Annotated in this window: 13 protein-coding genes; 9 read left to right on the forward strand and 4 right to left on the reverse strand. The window is 62.0% G+C overall.

What is annotated here, in order from left to right:
• Positions 1-7: 7 nt before the first annotated feature.
• From WBF69_RS05285 to WBF69_RS05300, 4 genes are all read left to right on the forward strand, one after another.
• Positions 8-721: a succinate dehydrogenase iron-sulfur subunit gene (locus WBF69_RS05285; protein ID WP_424261951.1), complete on the forward strand. Its 714-nt coding sequence runs from the start codon at positions 8-10 to the stop codon at positions 719-721.
• Positions 722-729: 8 nt separating this feature from the next.
• A complete protein-coding gene (locus WBF69_RS05290) occupies positions 730-993 on the forward strand; it encodes a succinate dehydrogenase assembly factor 2 (protein WP_424261953.1) in 264 nt (87 codons plus the stop codon).
• Between the two features lie 15 nt (positions 994-1,008).
• On the forward strand, positions 1,009-2,304 hold the full coding sequence (gene gltA / locus WBF69_RS05295) for a citrate synthase (RefSeq protein ID WP_424261955.1): 1,296 nt from the start codon (positions 1,009-1,011) through the stop codon (positions 2,302-2,304).
• Positions 2,305-2,448: 144 nt separating this feature from the next.
• Entirely contained in the window at positions 2,449-3,462 is a 1,014-nt protein-coding gene (locus WBF69_RS05300) for an Ldh family oxidoreductase (RefSeq protein ID WP_424261957.1), read from the forward strand.
• 73 nt (positions 3,463-3,535) lie between these two features.
• Here the strand turns inward: WBF69_RS05300 and WBF69_RS05305 are convergent, their stop codons facing one another.
• Positions 3,536-5,830, reverse strand: coding sequence for an NADP-dependent malic enzyme (locus WBF69_RS05305; RefSeq protein ID WP_424261959.1), 2,295 nt, complete (start codon positions 5,828-5,830; stop codon positions 3,536-3,538).
• A 308-nt stretch (positions 5,831-6,138) separates the two neighbouring features.
• On the opposite strand from WBF69_RS05305, the gene WBF69_RS05310 reads away from it, so the two are divergent.
• From WBF69_RS05310 to WBF69_RS05330, 5 genes are all read left to right on the forward strand, one after another.
• Entirely contained in the window at positions 6,139-9,018 is a 2,880-nt protein-coding gene (locus tag WBF69_RS05310; RefSeq protein ID WP_424261961.1) for a 2-oxoglutarate dehydrogenase E1 component, read from the forward strand.
• Between the two features lie 39 nt (positions 9,019-9,057).
• Complete coding sequence (odhB, locus tag WBF69_RS05315; protein WP_424261963.1) at positions 9,058-10,260, forward strand: 2-oxoglutarate dehydrogenase complex dihydrolipoyllysine-residue succinyltransferase; 1,203 nt, start codon at positions 9,058-9,060, stop codon at positions 10,258-10,260.
• Positions 10,261-10,321: 61 nt separating this feature from the next.
• Positions 10,322-11,749 carry a dihydrolipoyl dehydrogenase gene (lpdA, locus tag WBF69_RS05320; RefSeq protein ID WP_424261965.1) on the forward strand — a complete coding sequence of 476 codons (1,428 nt, stop codon included), beginning with the start codon at positions 10,322-10,324 and terminating at the stop codon, positions 11,747-11,749.
• A 6-nt stretch (positions 11,750-11,755) separates the two neighbouring features.
• Positions 11,756-12,847 (forward strand): cell division protein ZapE, encoded by a 1,092-nt coding sequence (gene zapE, locus WBF69_RS05325; RefSeq protein WP_424261967.1) that lies wholly within the window; start codon positions 11,756-11,758, stop codon positions 12,845-12,847.
• Positions 12,848-12,889: 42 nt separating this feature from the next.
• Positions 12,890-14,245, forward strand: coding sequence for a tryptophan--tRNA ligase (locus WBF69_RS05330; protein ID WP_424261969.1), 1,356 nt, complete (start codon positions 12,890-12,892; stop codon positions 14,243-14,245).
• A 36-nt stretch (positions 14,246-14,281) separates the two neighbouring features.
• Here WBF69_RS05330 and WBF69_RS05335 read toward each other — a convergent pair whose 3' ends face one another.
• From WBF69_RS05335 to WBF69_RS05345, 3 genes are all read right to left on the reverse strand, one after another.
• Positions 14,282-15,136 carry an ABC transporter permease gene (locus WBF69_RS05335; RefSeq protein WP_424261971.1) on the reverse strand — a complete coding sequence of 285 codons (855 nt, stop codon included), beginning with the start codon at positions 15,134-15,136 and terminating at the stop codon, positions 14,282-14,284.
• 77 nt (positions 15,137-15,213) lie between these two features.
• Positions 15,214-16,449, reverse strand: a complete 1,236-nt coding sequence (locus WBF69_RS05340; RefSeq protein WP_424261973.1) for an ABC transporter permease — start codon at positions 16,447-16,449, stop codon at positions 15,214-15,216.
• A gap of 58 nt (positions 16,450-16,507) precedes the next feature.
• The gene (locus tag WBF69_RS05345; protein ID WP_424261975.1) at positions 16,508-17,551 is read right to left on the reverse strand and encodes an ABC transporter substrate-binding protein; all 1,044 of its coding nucleotides are present in this window, start codon (positions 17,549-17,551) and stop codon (positions 16,508-16,510) included.
• Between the last annotated feature and the right edge of the window lie 25 nt (positions 17,552-17,576).

Consider the following 17,576-nt stretch of genomic DNA (forward strand, 5'->3'; position numbering starts at 1 on the left):
TATCGTCATGACAAAACGCATCGTGAAATTCGAGATCTACCGCTACGATCCGGACAAGGATGAGCGGCCTTACATGCAAAAACTGGAAGTCGAGCTGCAGCCTTCCGACAAGATGCTGCTGGACGCCATCCTGCGCATCAAGAACGACATCGACGACAGCCTGGCGCTGCGCCGTTCCTGCCGTGAAGGCGTGTGCGGGTCTGATGCCATGAACATCAACGGGCACAACGGCCTGGCCTGCACCACCAATATGCTGGATCTGGCCGAGCCCATCGTCCTGAAGCCGCTGCCCGGCCTGCCCGTGGTGCGCGACCTGATCGTGGACATGACGTTCTTCTACGACCAATATCATTCGATCAAGCCGTACCTGATCAATGACGAACCGCCGCCTGAAAAAGAGCGCCTGCAGTCCCCCGAGGAACGCGAGGAGCTCGACGGCCTGTATGAATGCATTCTGTGCGGCTGTTGCTCGACGGCTTGTCCGTCTTTCTGGTGGAATCCGGACAAATTCGTGGGTCCGGCCGGCTTGCTGCAAGCCTACCGTTTCATCGCTGATTCCCGTGATCGCGCCACCGGCGAGCGACTGGACAATCTGGAAGATCCCTACCGTCTGTTCCGCTGCCATACGATCATGAACTGCACCGAGGTCTGTCCCAAGGGGCTGAACCCCTCGGCGGCGATCGGCAAGATCAAGGAAATGCTCGTTCGGCGCACGGTGTAGGAATCCGCATGTCCGGCGATCTATCTGATTTGGACCGCGCCCGCCTGCGTTGGCGGGCGCGTCGCGGTCTGCTCGAAAACGATCTGATCATCACGCGCTTTCTGGATGCTTACGAGGCCCAGTTAAGCGAGGTCGATGTTCGAGCGCTGACTCAGCTTTTTGAAATGGGCGACAACGAATTGCTCGATGTCCTATTAGGACGGTCGGCTCTGGACGGGGTGTACGACACCCCCGACATCCGGCGGCTCGTTGAGCAAATGAAGGCGCTGTAACTTTAAGGAAATCACATGCAGCTATCCGATAAAAAAGCCACGCTATCGTTCTCCGATGGCAGTCCGTCGGTTGAATTTCCCGTGTATCAGGGGACCGTAGGCCCGGATGTCATCGACATCCGCAAGCTCTATGGCCAGACGGGGATGTTCACCTACGATCCGGGCTTCATGGCGACCGCTTCCTGCGAATCGGCCATCACCTACATCGATGGCGATAAGGGCCAGCTGCTGTATCGCGGCTATCCGATCGACCAGCTGGCGCAGAATTGTGATTTTCTGACGATCTGCTACCTGATCATGAATGGCGAACTGCCCAACGATCAGCAAAAGCACGACTTCGACGATCTGGTCACGCACCATACCCTGGTGCACGAGCAGATGCATACCTTCCTGCAGGGCTTCCGCCGCGACGCGCACCCGATGGCAGTGTTGACCGGCCTGGTGGGGGCGCTGTCGGCCTTCTATCATGATTCGACCGACATCACGAACCCGCGTCATCGCGAAGTTTCCGCCATCCGCCTAATCGCCAAGATGCCGACCCTGGTCGCCATGGCATACAAGCATTCCCTGGGCCAGCCGTTCATCTATCCGAAGAACGATCTGTCCTACACGGGCAATTTCTTGCGCATGATGTTCGCCACCCCTTGCGACGACTATCAGGTCAATGAAGTCGTCGAGCGCGCTCTGGATCGCATCTTCATCCTGCACGCGGATCACGAACAGAATGCCTCGACCTCGACGGTGCGTTTGTGCGGTTCCTCGGGTACCAACCCGTTTGCGGCGATCGCAGCCGGTGTGGCTTGCCTGTGGGGCCCGGCGCACGGCGGCGCCAACGAAGCCTGCCTGAACATGCTGGAAAATCTCCAGGCCAACGGCGGCATCGCGAAAGTCGGCGAGTTCATGGAAAAGGTCAAGGACAAGAACTCGGGCGTACGCCTGATGGGCTTTGGTCACCGAGTCTACAAAAACTACGATCCGCGCGCCACGATGATGCAGGAAACCTGCCGCGAAGTGCTGGACGCGCTGGGCCTGCACAACGACCCGCTGTTCAAGCTGGCCATGGAAGTCGAGCGTATCGCCCTGGAAGACCCGTACTTCGTAGAGCGCAAGCTGTACCCGAACGTCGACTTCTATTCGGGCATCGTGCAGCGCGCCATCGGCATCCCCACGTCCCTGTTCACGGCCATCTTCGCGCTGGCCCGCACAGTCGGCTGGATCGCCCAATGGAATGAAATGCTGTCCGACCCCAACTACAAGATCGGTCGTCCGCGCCAGTTGTACACCGGCGCAGCGGTGCGCGACATCAAGTAATCGCGCGTCGCATTGCTGTCGTCAAAAGCGGGCCTCCGGGCCCGTTTTTTTATGGGCGATCGGCACCGCCGCCGGCCCCCAGCCTTGTCATGCCTGTCGCTTGCGTGTACTGTCAGCGGGTTTGCTTGCACGGAGAAAGCCCTCATGACCGATATGCTGTACCTAAGCCCTGAGGAAATCGAAGCCCTGTCCATGCGTGTCTTGCAAAAGCATGGCCTGGGCGTAGATCACGCCGCCGCGATCACCGAAGTGGTGCTGGCCGGCCAACGTGACGACTGCCAGTCTCATGGCGTCTATCGCATCCTCAGCTGCGTCCAGACCATCCGGAAAGGCAAGGTCAATCTCGCCGCGCGCCCCGTGCTGCAGGATGGCGCGGGCGCCATCGTGCGCGTCGACGCCGATATGGGCTTTTCCCCGCTGGCCTTCCAGCTGGGTGTCGATCCGCTGGCTGACAGGGCGCGGCGGTACGGTCTGGGCGCTTTGGTCATTCAGCGCTGCGTGCATTTTTCCGCGCTGTGGCCTGAAATCGAAGCCCTGACGGACCGCGAGCTGGTGGCCTTGGCTCTGACCCCCAGCCATGCCTGGGTGGCGCCTGCGGGCGGGCGCCGCCCCACGCTGGGCACCAATCCGATCGCCTTTGGCTGGCCACGTGACGGCAAGGACCCGTATGTCTTTGATTTTGCCACCAGCGCCATCGCCAGGGGCGATCTGGAATTGCATCGGCGCAGCGGCCAGCCCCTGCCGGCGGGGTGCGGGGTGGATGCCCAAGGGCGTCCGACCACAGACCCCCTGGATGTGATGGCGGGCGCCATGCTGACTTTTGGCGGTCACAAGGGTTCGGCCTTGTCGACGATGGTCGAGCTGATGGCGGGCGCCCTGATCGGGGACTGGCTCAGCAGCGAATCTCTGGACTATGACGAGGGGGCCGGCGCCTCGCCTTGTCATGGCGAGCTGATCCTGGCGTTCGATCCTGCGATGTTCGGCGATCCGCTCCAGGCCTCGGCCCGCGCCGAAAGCTTGTTCGAGGCCATCGAATCCCAGGGCGCGCGCTTGCCGTCCCAGCGCCGCTATGCGGCCAGGGCGCGTAGTCGCGAGCAGGGCATTGCCGTGCCGCGCGCGATGTATCAGGACATTCTGGCGCTGGCGTCCGAGGCCTGACCGTTGCGCCGCCTGTCAACGACAAGGCCCGGATTGACCGGGCCTTGTCGTTGAGGCGGGTGCAGCGTATGCGTCAGCCCGTCACGCGTGCTTCCTGCTGCGCATCCACCACGGCCAGGGCCGTCATGTTGAGGATGCGTCGCACCGTCGAACTGGTGGTCAGGATATGCACCGGGCGCGCCGCGCCCAGCAATACCGGACCCATCGCCACGCCGTGGCTGCCGGTCATCTTCAGCATGTTGTAGGTGATGTTCCCGGCGTCCAGGTTGGGTGTGATCAGCAGATTGGCCGGTCCCTTCAGGGTGGTGTCGGGATAGGCCTTGGATCGGATCGGATCGGACAGCGCGGAGTCGGCGTGCATTTCACCATCGACCTCCAGATCCGGGGCGCGTTCGGCGATCAGGCGGCGGGCTTCGGCCATTTTTCGGGAAGACGCCGTGGGGCGGCTGCCGAAGTTGGAATGCGAGAGCAGGGCGATTTTCGGCACGATGCCGAAACGGCGGACTTCTTCCGCCGCCAGGATCGTCATGTCGGCGATCTGTTCGGCATCGGGGTCTTCGTTGACGTGCGTGTCGCAGATGAACAGCGTCTGCGTCGGCAGCATCAGCACGTTCATCGCCGCGTAGGTGCCCGCCGTCGGCTTCAGGCCGATGACTTCTTGCACGTATTTCAGCTGATTGTCGAAGCGGCTGGCCACCCCGCAGATCATGGCGTCGGCGTCGCCGCGCTGCAGCAGCATCACTCCGATCAGGGAATTGTGCTTGCGCACCATCGCCTTGGCGATGTCGGGCGTCACGCCTTCACGGCCCTGCAGCTTGTAGTAAGCCGTCCAGGTTTCGTTGAAACGGGCGTCGTCTTCCGGGTCCACGATTTCGATATTCTGGCCGGGCGTCAGGCGCAAGCCGAATTTGCGGATGCGCATGTCGATCACGCTGGGCCGGCCAATCAGGATGGGCAGGGCGATCCGTTCGTCCAGCGCGGTCTGGGCGGCGCGCAGTACGCGTTCGTCTTCGCCATCGGCATAGATCACGCGCTTGGGATCTGACTTGGCCTGTTGGAACAGCGGGCGCATCAACTGGCCGGAGTGGTAGACGATGCTCATCAGGGACTGCCGGTAGGCGTCCATGTCCTCGATGGGGCGTCGAGCCACGCCCGAGGCGGCGGCGGCTTCCGCCACGGCGGGGGCGACCTTGACGATCAGGCGCGGGTCAAAGGGCTTGGGGATGATGTAGTCCGGCCCGAAGCTCAGGTCCTGGTCTGCGTAGGCGCCGGCGACTTCAGCGCTGCTTTCAGCCTCGGCCAGTTCGGCGATGGCCTTGACGCAGGCCAGTTTCATCTCTTCGTTGATGACCGTGGCGCCGCAATCCATGGCGCCCCGGAAGATGAAGGGAAAGCACAGGACGTTGTTGACCTGGTTCGGGTAGTCCGAACGGCCCGTGGCGACGATGCAGTCGGGACGGGCGGCCTTGGCGTCTTCGGGGCGGATTTCGGGGTCGGGGTTGGCCAGGGCCAGGATCAGTGGCCGGTCGGCCATGCTGCGCACCATGTCTTGCGTCAGCACGCCCGGCGCCGAGCAGCCCAGGAACACGTCGGCGTCCTGGCACACGTCGGACAGGGTGCGGGCGTCGGTCTGCTGCGCGTAGCGGGCCTTGTTGGGCTCCATGTTCTCGTCGCGGCCCTGCCAGATGACGCCGCGCGAATCGACGACATAGATGTTCTTTTGCGAGACGCCCAGCTTGACCAGCAGGTCCAGGCAGGCGATGGCGGCGGCGCCTGCGCCGGAACACACCAGCTTGACCTTGCCGATGTCCTTGCCGACGACTTTCAAACCGTTCAGGACGGCAGCCGAAGAAATGATGGCGGTGCCGTGCTGATCATCATGGAAGACCGGGATCTTCATCCGTTCGCGCAGTTTCTTTTCGATATAGAAACATTCGGGCGCTTTGATGTCTTCCAGATTGATGCCGCCTAGCGTGGGTTCCAGCGCCGCAATGATGTCGACCAGCTTGTCGGGGTCGTGTTCATCCAGTTCGATGTCGAACACATCGATACCGGCGAATTTCTTGAACAGGCAGCCTTTGCCTTCCATGACGGGTTTGGCAGCCAGAGGGCCGATATTGCCCAGGCCCAGCACCGCGGTACCGTTGGTGACGACGCCGACCAGATTGGCGCGAGACGTGTATTTGGCGGCGGCGGCTTCGCCTTCGGCGTGGATGGTCATGCTGGCGATGGCCACGCCCGGCGAATAGGCCAGCGTCAGATCGTCCTGGTTGGCCAGCGGCTTGGTGGGCACGACGGAAATTTTTCCGGGTGTCGGGAAAGCGTGGTAATCAAGCGCCATTTTGGCGCGATCATCCTTTAGATTCATGATGACGAGTGCTCCTGCTGATTTATTGATATGGCGTCGTCGCAACCAAGCCCGTGCGAGGCCTGGTCTGCATAAGTGTTTGTAAATACCAACGCCGATCTCGTGGAAAGGCGTCTGGGCTCGGTATTTTGGGCTGCTCAGTTTATACCTGCATGGCAACACGGGTATACTTTAGCCCTAATACGGCTTATACAAGGCGTCGTACTACGGCCTTCTGCCCCTGCTATCCGCTAATCGGTCTGGCCGAGTCGCGGAAGGTTTTTCAATCTGCATCGTTCGGGTGAAGCACCCGCTAGGTGAAGCGCACAATGTCCACGGAACAAGAACTCCAATCTAATTCCTATCTTTTTGGTGCAAATGCACCTTATGTAGAAGAACTCTACGAGGATTACCTCGATAATCCGGGTTCGATTCCGGATCAGTGGCGCAGCTACTTCGATCAGCTGCAGCATCAGCCGGCCGCCGATGGCCGCGAAGCCACCCGCGATCAGGCACATGCCCCCATCGTCGCTTCCTTCGCTCTACGAGCCCGAGAAAACGCCTTTCAGGTGCGCCCGGCTCAGGCGTCGGATCAGTCTCTTGCCATTGCCGGCAAACAGGTTTACGTCCAGTCCATCATCGCGGCGTATCGCTCGCTGGGGGCGCGTATCGCCCAGCTCGATCCGCTGAAGCGCCGCGATCGGCCGGAAATTCCTGAACTGGACCCTGCCTTCTACGGTTTGTCCGAAGCCGATCTGGACCAGATCTATTCGGCGACGAATACCTATTTCACCAAAGCCGACACGATGACCATGCGGGACATCCTGAAGGCTTTGCAGGATACCTATTGCCGCAACGTCGGCGCGGAATTCATGCATATCTCCGATCCGGCCGTCAAACGCTGGATCCAGGAACGCCTGGAATCCACGCTGGGCGTGCCGGAATTCACCGTCGAGCAAAAACGCAATATCCTGCAGCAAGTCACCGAGGCCGAAGGCCTGGAACGCTTCCTGCATACCAAATACGTCGGCCAGAAACGCTTCTCCCTGGAAGGCGGTGAAAGCTTCATTGCCGCCATGGACGAGGTCGTCAACCACGCCGGTGAAAACGGCGTGCAGGAAATTGTCGTCGGCATGGCCCACCGGGGCCGCCTGAATCTGCTGGTCAACATTCTGGGCAAAATGCCCGGCGATCTGTTCGCTGAATTCGAGGGCAAGCACAGCCAGGCGCTCAGCGATGGCGACGTCAAATATCACAATGGTTTCTCCAGCGACCTGTCCACGCGTGGCGGTCCGGTCCACCTGTCCCTGGCATTCAACCCCTCGCACCTGGAAATCGTGAACCCGGTGGTCGAGGGCAGCGTGCGCGCCCGTCAGGACCGCCGCGGCGACGAGCGCGGCGATCAGGTGCTGCCCGTGCTGGTGCACGGCGACGCAGCCTTCGCCGGCCAGGGCGTGGTCATGGAAACCCTGAACCTGGCGCAGACCCGTGGCTACGGCACCGGCGGCACCCTGCACATCGTCATCAACAACCAGATCGGCTTCACGACGTCCGACCCGCGCGACACGCGTTCCACGCTGTATTGCACGGACGTGGTCAAGATGATCGAAGCACCGGTCTTCCACGTCAACGGCGACGATCCCGAAGCAGTGGTCTTCGTGACGAAACTGGCGCTGGATTATCGTCAGCAGTTCGGCCATGACGTCGTGGTGGACATCGTCTGCTTCCGTAAACTCGGCCACAATGAACAAGACACGCCGTCCCTGACGCAGCCCCTGATGTACAAGAGCATCGGCACCCATCCGGGCACCCGCAAACTCTACGCGGATCGTCTGGTGGCCCAGGGCGCCCTGGCCGAAGGCGAACCCGATCAGATGGTCAAGGATTACCGCCAGCTGATGGAAGACGGCCAGCGCACGGTCGAACCCGTTCTGACCGACTACAAGAACAAGTACGCCACCGACTGGTCGCCCTTCCTGGGCGCCAAATGGACCGACCATGCCGATACCGGCGTGCCGCTGGCCGAACTGACCCGCATCGGCGAAAAACTGACCCAGGTGCCGGAAGGCTTCACGGTTCACCCCCTGGTCAATAAGCTGCTGGGCGACCGCCTGGCGATGGCGCGCGGCGAACACCCCGTCGATTGGGGCATGGGTGAGCACCTGGCTTTCGCCACCCTGGTGGCCAACGGCTACGCCATCCGCATCACCGGGCAGGATTCCGGGCGCGGCACCTTCACGCACCGTCATGCGGTGCTGCATGATCAGAAACGTGAACGCTGGGATGCGGGTTCCTACATTCCCCTGCAAAACGTCTCCGACAATCAGGCGCCGTTCACCGTCATTGACTCTGTGCTGTCCGAAGCCGCCGTGCTGGGCTTTGAATACGGCTACGCCACGGCGGAACCCAATATCCTGACCATCTGGGAAGCTCAGTTCGGCGACTTCGCCAACGGCGCTCAGGTCGTCATCGACCAGTTCATCGCCTCCGGCGAAGCCAAATGGGGTCGCGCCTGCGGCCTGGTGCTGATGCTGCCGCACGGCTACGAAGGCCAGGGACCGGAACACTCCTCCGCGCGGATCGAGCGCTTCCTGCAGCTGTGCGCCGACAACAACATGCAGGTCGTGCAGCCCACCAACGGCGCGCAGATCTTCCACGTGTTGCGTCGTCAGATGATTCGTCCCTTCCGCAAGCCGCTGGTGATCATGACGCCCAAGTCGCTCTTGCGCAACAAGGCGGCGACGTCTGCACTGGACGATCTGGCGACAGGCACGTTCCAGCCGGTCATCGGTGAAACCAGTGACGACATCGTGCCGACGGAAGTCAAGCGTGTACTGGTGTGTTCCGGCAAGGTCTACTACGACCTGGTCCATGCCCGCGAAGAACAAGGCCGCAAGGATGTCGCCATCCTGCGCGTCGAGCAGCTCTATCCGTTTGCGCACAAGTCCTTCCAGGCGGAACTGCAGAAATATGAAAATGCCAAGGAACTGGTCTGGGTGCAAGACGAACCTCAAAACCAAGGGCCGTGGTTCTATGTGCAGCATCACCTGTACGAAAACATGAATGATGGCCAGAAATTGGGTTATGCCGGTCGCCCGGCGTCGGCTTCGCCGGCAGTAGGCTATATGGCTAAGCATCAGGAACAGCAGCGCGCCCTGATCGAGCAGGCCTTCTCCCCCAAACTGAAAAGCTTTTCGCTGATCAAATAAACCGACCAATTCAAAGACAGACATACGGAAAAAATTACTATGGCTATTACCGAAGTTCTCGTTCCTCAGCTTTCCGAATCCATCTCCGAGGCCACCCTGTTGAACTGGAAAAAGCAGCCGGGCGAAGCCGTTGAAGCGGATGAGATCCTGATCGAAGTCGAAACAGACAAGGTCGTCCTGGAAGTGCCGGCCCCCGCTTCGGGCGTGTTGTCCGAGATCGTCAAGGGCGACGGCAGCACCGTGACCTCGGGTGAAGTCCTGGCCCGTATCGATACGGCCGCCAAGGCCGCCGCTGCGGCTCCGAAGGCCGAAGCAGCACCCGCCGCCGCTGCGGCGGCCCCGGCTGCTGCTGCAGCGCCGGCGGCAAAATCCTCTGCCGCTTCGCCGGCGGCAGGCAAGATCCTGTCCGAAAAGGGCATCGATCCCGCCACGGTGGAAGGCACGGGCCGCGCTGGCCGCGTCACCAAGGGCGACGCCCTGAATGCCGCCGCCGCTCCGGCTCCGGCCACCCCGAGCGCCCCGGTGCCTGTCGGTCTGGATGGCCGCCCTGAACAGCGCGTGCCCATGAGCCGCCTGCGCGCCCGCGTGGCCGAGCGCCTGATCCAGTCGCAGTCCGAAAACGCCATCCTGACGACCTTCAACGAGGTCAATATGCAGGCCATCATGGACCTGCGCAAAAAGTACAAAGACGTCTTCGAGAAGGAACACGGCGTCAAGCTGGGCTTCACATCCTTCTTCGTCAAGGCGGCTGTCGCGGCGCTGAAGCGCTATCCGGTGGTCAACGCCTCGGTGGACGGCAAGGACATCATCTATCACGGTTATTTCGACATCGGTGTGGCCGTGGGCAGCCCGCGCGGCTTGGTGGTGCCCATTCTGCGCAACGCCGATCAGCTGTCGCTGGCCGACATCGAAAAGCAGATTGCCGATTTCGGTCGTCGCGCACAGGACGGCAAACTCACCCTGGATGAACTGACCGGCGGTACGTTCTCGATCTCCAACGGCGGCGTGTTCGGCTCGATGCTGTCCACCCCGATCATCAACCCGCCGCAATCGGCCATCCTGGGCATCCACGCCACCAAGGACCGTCCGGTGGTGGAAAACGGCCAGATCGTGATTCGCCCGATGAACTATCTGGCGCTGTCCTATGACCACCGCATCATCGACGGTCGCGAAGCCGTGCTGGCGCTGGTCGCGATGAAAGAAGCTCTGGAAGACCCGCAACGCCTGTTGCTGAGCGTCTGATCCGCAGCTTTGATGTAATCCGGTACGCACCCTTCGGGGTGCGTCGTTTTGAGAGAAGAACATGGCAAAACAATTTGATGTAATCGTGATCGGCGCCGGCCCCGGGGGCTATATCGCTGCGATCCGCGCCGCCCAGCTGGGCATGGCCGTGGCCTGCGTGGATGCCTGGAGCAACGCCGCCGGCAAGCCCGCACCTGGCGGTACATGCACGAACGTGGGCTGCATCCCGTCCAAGGCCCTGCTACAGTCGTCCGAACACTACGACCAACTGAACCACCACTTTGCCGAGCACGGCATCACGGCGGAAAACGTCAGCCTGGATCTGGCCAAGCTGGTCGGTCGCAAAGACACTGTGGTCAAGCAAAACAACGAAGGCATCCTGTATCTGTTCAAGAAAAACAAGGTCTCCTTCTTCCACGGCACGGGTTCTCTGGTCGCCAAGACCGACTTCGGCTGGTCGGTCAAAGTAGACGGCAAAACCGCAGAAGATCTGGAAGGTCGTCATGTGATCATCGCGACGGGTTCCAGCGCTCGCGAACTGCCGGGCCTGCCCTTCGACGAGGATCGCATCCTGTCCAACGACGGCGCCTTGCGCATCCCCTCCGTACCCAAAAAACTGGGCATCATCGGCGCGGGCGTGATCGGCCTGGAAATGGGCAGTGTCTGGCGCCGTCTGGGCTCCGAAGTCACCATTCTGGAAGCCATGCCCGACTTCCTGGGCGCAGTCGACCGCGACGTCGCCAAAGAAGCACAGAAAGCCCTGAACAAGCAGGGCCTGGACATTCAGACTGGCGTGCGCATCGGCGAGGTCAAGTCTTCGGCCAAGGGCGTGAACCTGCACTACACCGACGCCGCTGGCGCGGATCAGAAATTGGCCGTGGACCGCCTGATCGTGTCGATCGGTCGTGTGCCCAATACCCAAGGTCTGGGCGCCGATGTCGTCGGCCTGAAGCTCGACGAACGCGGGTTTGTGGTCGTGGACGAAGATTGCCGCAGCAATCTGGCCAACGTCTGGGCGGTGGGCGACGTGGTGCGTGGCCCGATGCTGGCGCACAAGGCCGAGGAAGAAGGCGTGGCGGTGGCGGAACGTATCGCCGGTCAGCACGGACACGTCAATTTCGACACCATCCCCTGGGTGATCTACACCTCGCCGGAAGTCGCCTGGGTCGGCAAGACCGAACAGGCGCTGAAGGCGGAAAGCCACGACTACAAGGTGGGATCTTTCCCCTTCATGGCCAATGGCCGCGCGCGCGCGCTGGGCGATACGACGGGCTTCGTCAAAATCCTGGCCGATGCCAAGACCGATGAAGTCCTGGGCGTGCACATTGTTGGCCCGCTGGCATCCGAACTGATCGCCGAGGCCGTCACCATCATGGAATTCCGTGGCGCTGCCGAAGACATCGCCCGGATCTGCCATGCGCACCCGACCCTGTCCGAAGCTGTCAAGGAAGCCGCTCTGGCGGTGGATAAGCGCACGCTGAATCTGTAATCTTCGATGGATGTCAGCGCGTATTACGCGCAGGCTCTGCGTGAGCGGGGCTTCGTCGCAGACGAAGCCCAGCACGCAGCCGTCGTGCGCTTGCAGCAATACTATGACGACTGGATCGAGTTCAAGCGACAGCGATCCAGCCGCCTGAAAAAGCTGTTCCTGAATCCTGCCGTGCCGCAGGGCGTGTACCTGTGGGGCGGGGTAGGGCGCGGGAAAAGCTTTCTGATGGACGCCTTCTATCTGACGGTGCCCGTCAAGCGCAAGGTCCGTCTGCATTTTCATGAATTCATGCGCGGCGTGCATAAAGAAATCCGCGCCGTCAGCGGCGAAGCCGATCCGCTGGATCATGTCGCCCGCAACATCGCCAAGCGCTACCGTTTGATCTGCTTCGACGAATTCCACGTGTCTGATGTGGCCGATGCGATGATCTTATACCGCTTGCTGCTGCGCCTGTTTGAATACGGCACGTCGTTCGTGATGACATCGAACTACGAACCGTCCACCCTGTACCCCGATGGCTTGCACCGCGACCGCATTCTGCCGGCCATCGCCCTGATTCAGGAAAAAATGGACGTGTTGAATGTGGACGGGGGCGTGGATTACCGCCGCCGCACCCTGTCGCAATTGCGCACCTATATCACGCCCATCGCCGCCGCGACACGCGACGAGCTGCGTTCCGCCTTTGACCGCCTGGCCGATACCGCGGAACAAAAGCCCGTGCTGATGATCGAGAATCGTGAAATTCAGGCGATCGCTCTGGCCGGAACCATCGTCTGGTTCGATTTCATGGCCTTGTGCGGTACGCCTCGCTCGCAGAACGACTATCTGGATCTGGCCGATCGTTTTCAGACGGTCATCGTGTCGGACGTGCCGCGCATGGCGCCGCGTCAGGCATCCGAGGCCAGGCGGTTCACCTGGCTGGTGGACGTGCTGTATGACCACAAGGTGAAATTGATCCTGTCGGCGCAGTGTCCCGCCGATGAACTTTATACTCAGGGTCCGATGTCCAACGAGTTTTCCCGCACGGTATCGCGGCTGATGGAAATGCAGTCGCGGGAATACCTGGCGGAAACCCGTCGGGCGACTGTGGCGCTGTAGGATACGGCACGCCGTCCTGTGATCCGACTATCAGAGATGCAGATGACTTCTTCCGCGAATGCGCCGGCGACCCGCAGGGTCCTGACCGGCATCACCACGTCCGGTACGCCGCACCTGGGCAATTATGCCGGGGCCATCCGTCCGGCCATCCAGTCCAGCACCGAAGCCGGGGTGGACGCGTTCTTTTTCCTGGCGGATTTCCATGCCTTGATCAAGTGCGCCGATCCGGCCCGGGTGGCGCAGTCGCGCATGGAGATCGCCGCCACCTGGATCGCGGGGGGATTGGATACGGATCGCGTGACGTTCTACCGCCAGTCCGATGTGCCGGAAATCCCGGAACTGTGCTGGATGTTGACCTGCGTGACGGCCAAAGGCCTGATGAACCGCGCGCATGCCTACAAGGCATCGGTCGACGCCAATGTGCTCAAGGGTGTCGACCCGGACGACGGCGTAACCATGGGGCTGTTTTCCTACCCGGTGCTGATGGCGGCGGACATCCTGATGTTCAATGCCCATCGGGTGCCGGTGGGGCGCGATCAGGTGCAGCATCTGGAAATGGCGCGCGATATCGCCCAGCGTTTCAATCACCTGTATGGCCGGGGGCGGGACCTATTCGTCCTGCCCGAGGTCCAGATCGACGAGGATGTCGCCACGCTGCCCGGCCTGGACGGGCGCAAGATGTCCAAGAGCTACAACAACACGATTCCCTTGTTCGAGGGCGGCGCCAAGGCCTTGAAGGCCGCCGTGGCGCAGATCGTCACGGATTCGCGGCTGCCCGGAGAACCCAAGGACGCCGAGGGTTCGCACCTGTTCACCCTGTACCGGGCGTTTGCCACGGCGCAGCAGGCGGCGGATTTTCGGGCTGCTTTGGAAGGCGGGCTGGGCTGGGGCGATGCCAAACAGGCGCTGTGTGAACAGATCGAAGCGCAGATCGGTCCCATGCGGGCGCGGTACGCCGATCTGATGGCGCACCCCGATCGCATCGAAGCCGTTTTGCAGGCGGGGGCTGAAAAAGCGCGACGCGCGGCAGTGCCGTTCATGGACCAGTTGCGCGAAGCAGTCGGTTTGCGCCAGCCGGCGGCCGCATCCAGCAAGGCCGGCGCGTCTACCGCCAAGGCCGCCAAAGCGCGCCTGGTGTCTTTCCGCGACGAGGACGGCAAATTCCGCCAGCGCCTGTTTGCTGCCGATGGCGCGGAACTGCTGCTGTCGGAACCCTTCGGCGATCCAAAGGTCCTGAACAGCCTGAGCCGGTCTTTTGTCGGTCATGACCTGACCCTGCTGCCGGCAGGGCCCGATGGCGTAGTCAGTCTGGAATCGAACAGCCTGCGCTGGGCGCGCTGTCCGGTCAAGCAGGTCGGCGCCGTGCAGGAAGCGCTGGAACAGGCGCTGGGAAGCTAAGGCGCTTCCCGCCTGCGCCACGCCAAGGCGCCCCGTTCAGGCGGTTTGGCCGTTGGGTTTGGCCTGCGTCATCTTGGCTGCCGCGCGACCGCGCAGCCATTCCAGCACCAGCAACAGCGCGGTGGAAAACAGGATCAGGATGGTCGCGACGGCGGCGATGATGGGGCTGATGTTTTCGCGGATGCCGGTGAACATCTGGCGCGGCAGCGTGACCTGCTCGGGGCCGGCCAGGAACAGCGTGATCACGATTTCGTCAAAGGCCGTGGCAAAGGCGAACAGGGCGCCGGCGATTACGCCGGGCGCGATGATGGGCAGCGTGACGCGGAAAAACGTGCGCACAGGACCGGCGCCCAGGCTATAGCTGGCGCGCAGCAGATTGGAGTCGAAACCCTGCAGGGTGGCCGATACCGTGGTGACGACGAAAGGCGCGCCAATCGCGGCCAGCGCCAGGATCAGGCCGGCGTAGCTATTGACCAGACCGTAGGGCGCGAAAAACAGATAGATGCCCAGGCCGGTGACGACCAGCGGTACGATCATCGGTGAAATCAAGATCGACATCAGCAGGCCCTTGCCGCGAAAATTCGTGCGGTGCAGGCCGGCAGCCGCCAGCGTGCCCAGTACGGTGGCCAGCACCGTGGCGGCAGGGGCCACGATGAAGCTGTTGGTGGTGGCCCTGGCCCATTCGTCGGACTGGAACAGGGCCGTATACCAGCGCAGGGAAAAGCCGTCGATCGGGTAGAGCAGCATCGAACCCTGGTTGAACGACAGGGGGATGATGACCAGGACCGGCAGCAGCAGAAACAGCAGGATCAGCACACACAGAATGCGCAACGCGTAATGCCAGACTCGTTCGGTCAGGGATAGATAAGGTGGGAATTCCGGGTTGAACATGATCGTCCTTCAGGCCTTCAAAGAGGAACCGCAAGACGGCTGCGGCCGTGGCGGTTCCGATGTTCGGGGTCCGTGTATTAATTCAGGGCTAGTTCCTTGCCGGAAACCCTGCGGTACAGCGCATAGAGCACGAGCGTGCCTGCCAGCAGGATCAAGCCCAGCGCGCTGGCCATGCCCCAGTTGATGGTCTGGTTGGTGAAATAGGCCACGTAGTAGCTGATCATCTGGTCGGCTGCGCCGCCCAGCAGGGCTGGGGTGATGTAGTAGCCGATGGAAATGATGAACACCAGCAGGGATCCGGCAGCGATGCCGGGGTAGGTCTGCGGCACGTAGATGCGCCAGAACGCGGCGAAGGGATGGCTGCCCAGAGAGATCGCAGCCCGTTGATAGGTGGACGGCACCGACTGCATGACGCTGTACAGGGGCAGCACCATGAAGGGCAACAGGATGTGAACCATGGCGATGTAGACGCCCAGGCGGTTGAACAGCAGAGGCAGCGGCTGGTCGATCAGCCCCAGTTCGCTCAGGGCGCTGTTGATCAGGCCCTCGCGCTGCAGCAGCACTACCCAGGCGGCGATGCGCACCAGCACGGATGTCCAGAAGGGGATCAGGATGCAGATCAGGACCAGGTTGGCGCGGCGCTTGGGCAGGCGCGTGATCCAGTAGGCCAGGGGGTAACCCAGGAGCAGCGCCGCCAGGGTGACGATGGCGCTGATCTCGAAGGTGCGGGAAAAGATTTCCTGGAAGGCCGATGTGTTTGGCGGAACCGACACGATGCTGCCCTTGGCGTTCAGCTTCAGATCCAGAGAGGACAGCAGGTAGTAAGGCGTCCAGGAGGTGTCATTGCTGGCGATGACGGCCCAGTAGGCGGGGTCGGCCCAGCGTTCGTCCAGATCGATCAGTCGTGCGCGGGCATCGGCGGCATCGGCGGCGGGGAAAGGCAGGCGGCGCAGCGTCTTGAAGATCAGCGAGCGATATCCGGAAATTTCATAATTCAGCCGGCGCGCCAGTTCACCGGCGGCGGGGGTGCTTTTGGCATTGCCCAGGTCATGCGCCAGAGCCTGGTAGGCGGTGTCCGGCGGTTGGCCGGCGCCGTCCCAGTCGGCCAGGGCTTGTAGCGTGTGAGGCAGGGTGTTGATGACTTCGGGGTTGTCGGCGGCCCGGGTCAGCAGCGATGCGATGGGGATGATGAAGATGACCAACAGGAAAACGGCCAAGGGGCCGACCAGCAGCATTGCGCGCCAGGTTTTCTTCCGCTGGGCGGTTTGCATCGAGCGCCGGATGGCGGCGGGGTCGTCTAAGGTCGTATCCATGGCAGTATCCAGACGTTAGAGCGAACGGGATGGCCCGAAGGCCATCCCGCGCGTAGGATCAGCGGGCGGCCCAGGCCGTGAAGCGCTGTTCGAGTTCTTCGCCGTGATCGGTCCAGAATTCGATGCTGTTGAACAAGGCGTTACGGGCGTTGGCCGGTGAATTAGGCACATTGGCCAGGACGTCCGGGCTGAGCTTGCCGATGGCTTGTTTGCTGACAGGGCCGTAGGCAATCTGCTGCGAATAGGCCGCCTGTGCGTCGGGCGAGCTGGCGTAGCGGATGAACTCGATCGCTTGTTCCTTATTGGGGGAGCCGGCGGGGATGACCCAGTAGTCAAAGTCGTAGACGCTTTGGTTCCAGACGACCTTCAGGGGCTGGCCTTCGCGCTGTGCGGCGTCGATGCGTCCGTTATAGGCGGCTGACATCACCACGTCGCCGGCTGACAGCATCTGCGGCGGCTGAGCGCCGGCTTCCCACCATTGGATATGGGGCTTGAGTTCGTCGAGCTTCTTGAAGGCGCGGTCCACGCCTTCGGGGGTCGACAGGACTTTGTAGACCTGATCTGTCGGCACGCCGTCGGCCATCAGCGCGAATTCCACGTTGTAGTGGGCGCCCTTGCGCAGCCCGCGCTTGCCGGGGAATTTCTGCACATCCCAGAAGTCGGCCCAGCCTGTGGGCGCGGTTTTGAGCTTGTCCGCGTTGTAGGCCAGCGCCGTGGACCAGACGAAGGTGCCCACGCCACAGTACATCAAGGCGCCGCGCACCATATCGCCCTTGTCCAGGATGGAGCCCCAGTCGATGTCTTCATACAGGCCTTCGTCACAGCCGCGGCCCAGATCGCCGGTTTCGACTTCGACGGCGTCCCAGACGACGTTGTTGGACTGGACCATGGCCTTGACCTTGGCCTGTTCGCCGTTATAGGCCACGGGGATGACCTTTTTGCCGGTGCTCTTTTCGAAGGGCTGGATGAATGCCGCGTTCTGAGCATCGCCGTTGGCGCCGCCGAAGTTGACCACGGTCAGGTCGCGCGCCTGGGACGGCGCCTGGAACAGCGCCAGCGGGACGGTGACGGCCAGCGCCGTCAAAAGCGGGGTTTTTTTCATGAGGTGTCTCCTGTGTTATGAGTAT

Source organism: Castellaniella sp. (assembly GCF_049673105.1).
Lineage (GTDB): Bacteria > Pseudomonadota > Gammaproteobacteria > Burkholderiales > Burkholderiaceae_B > Castellaniella.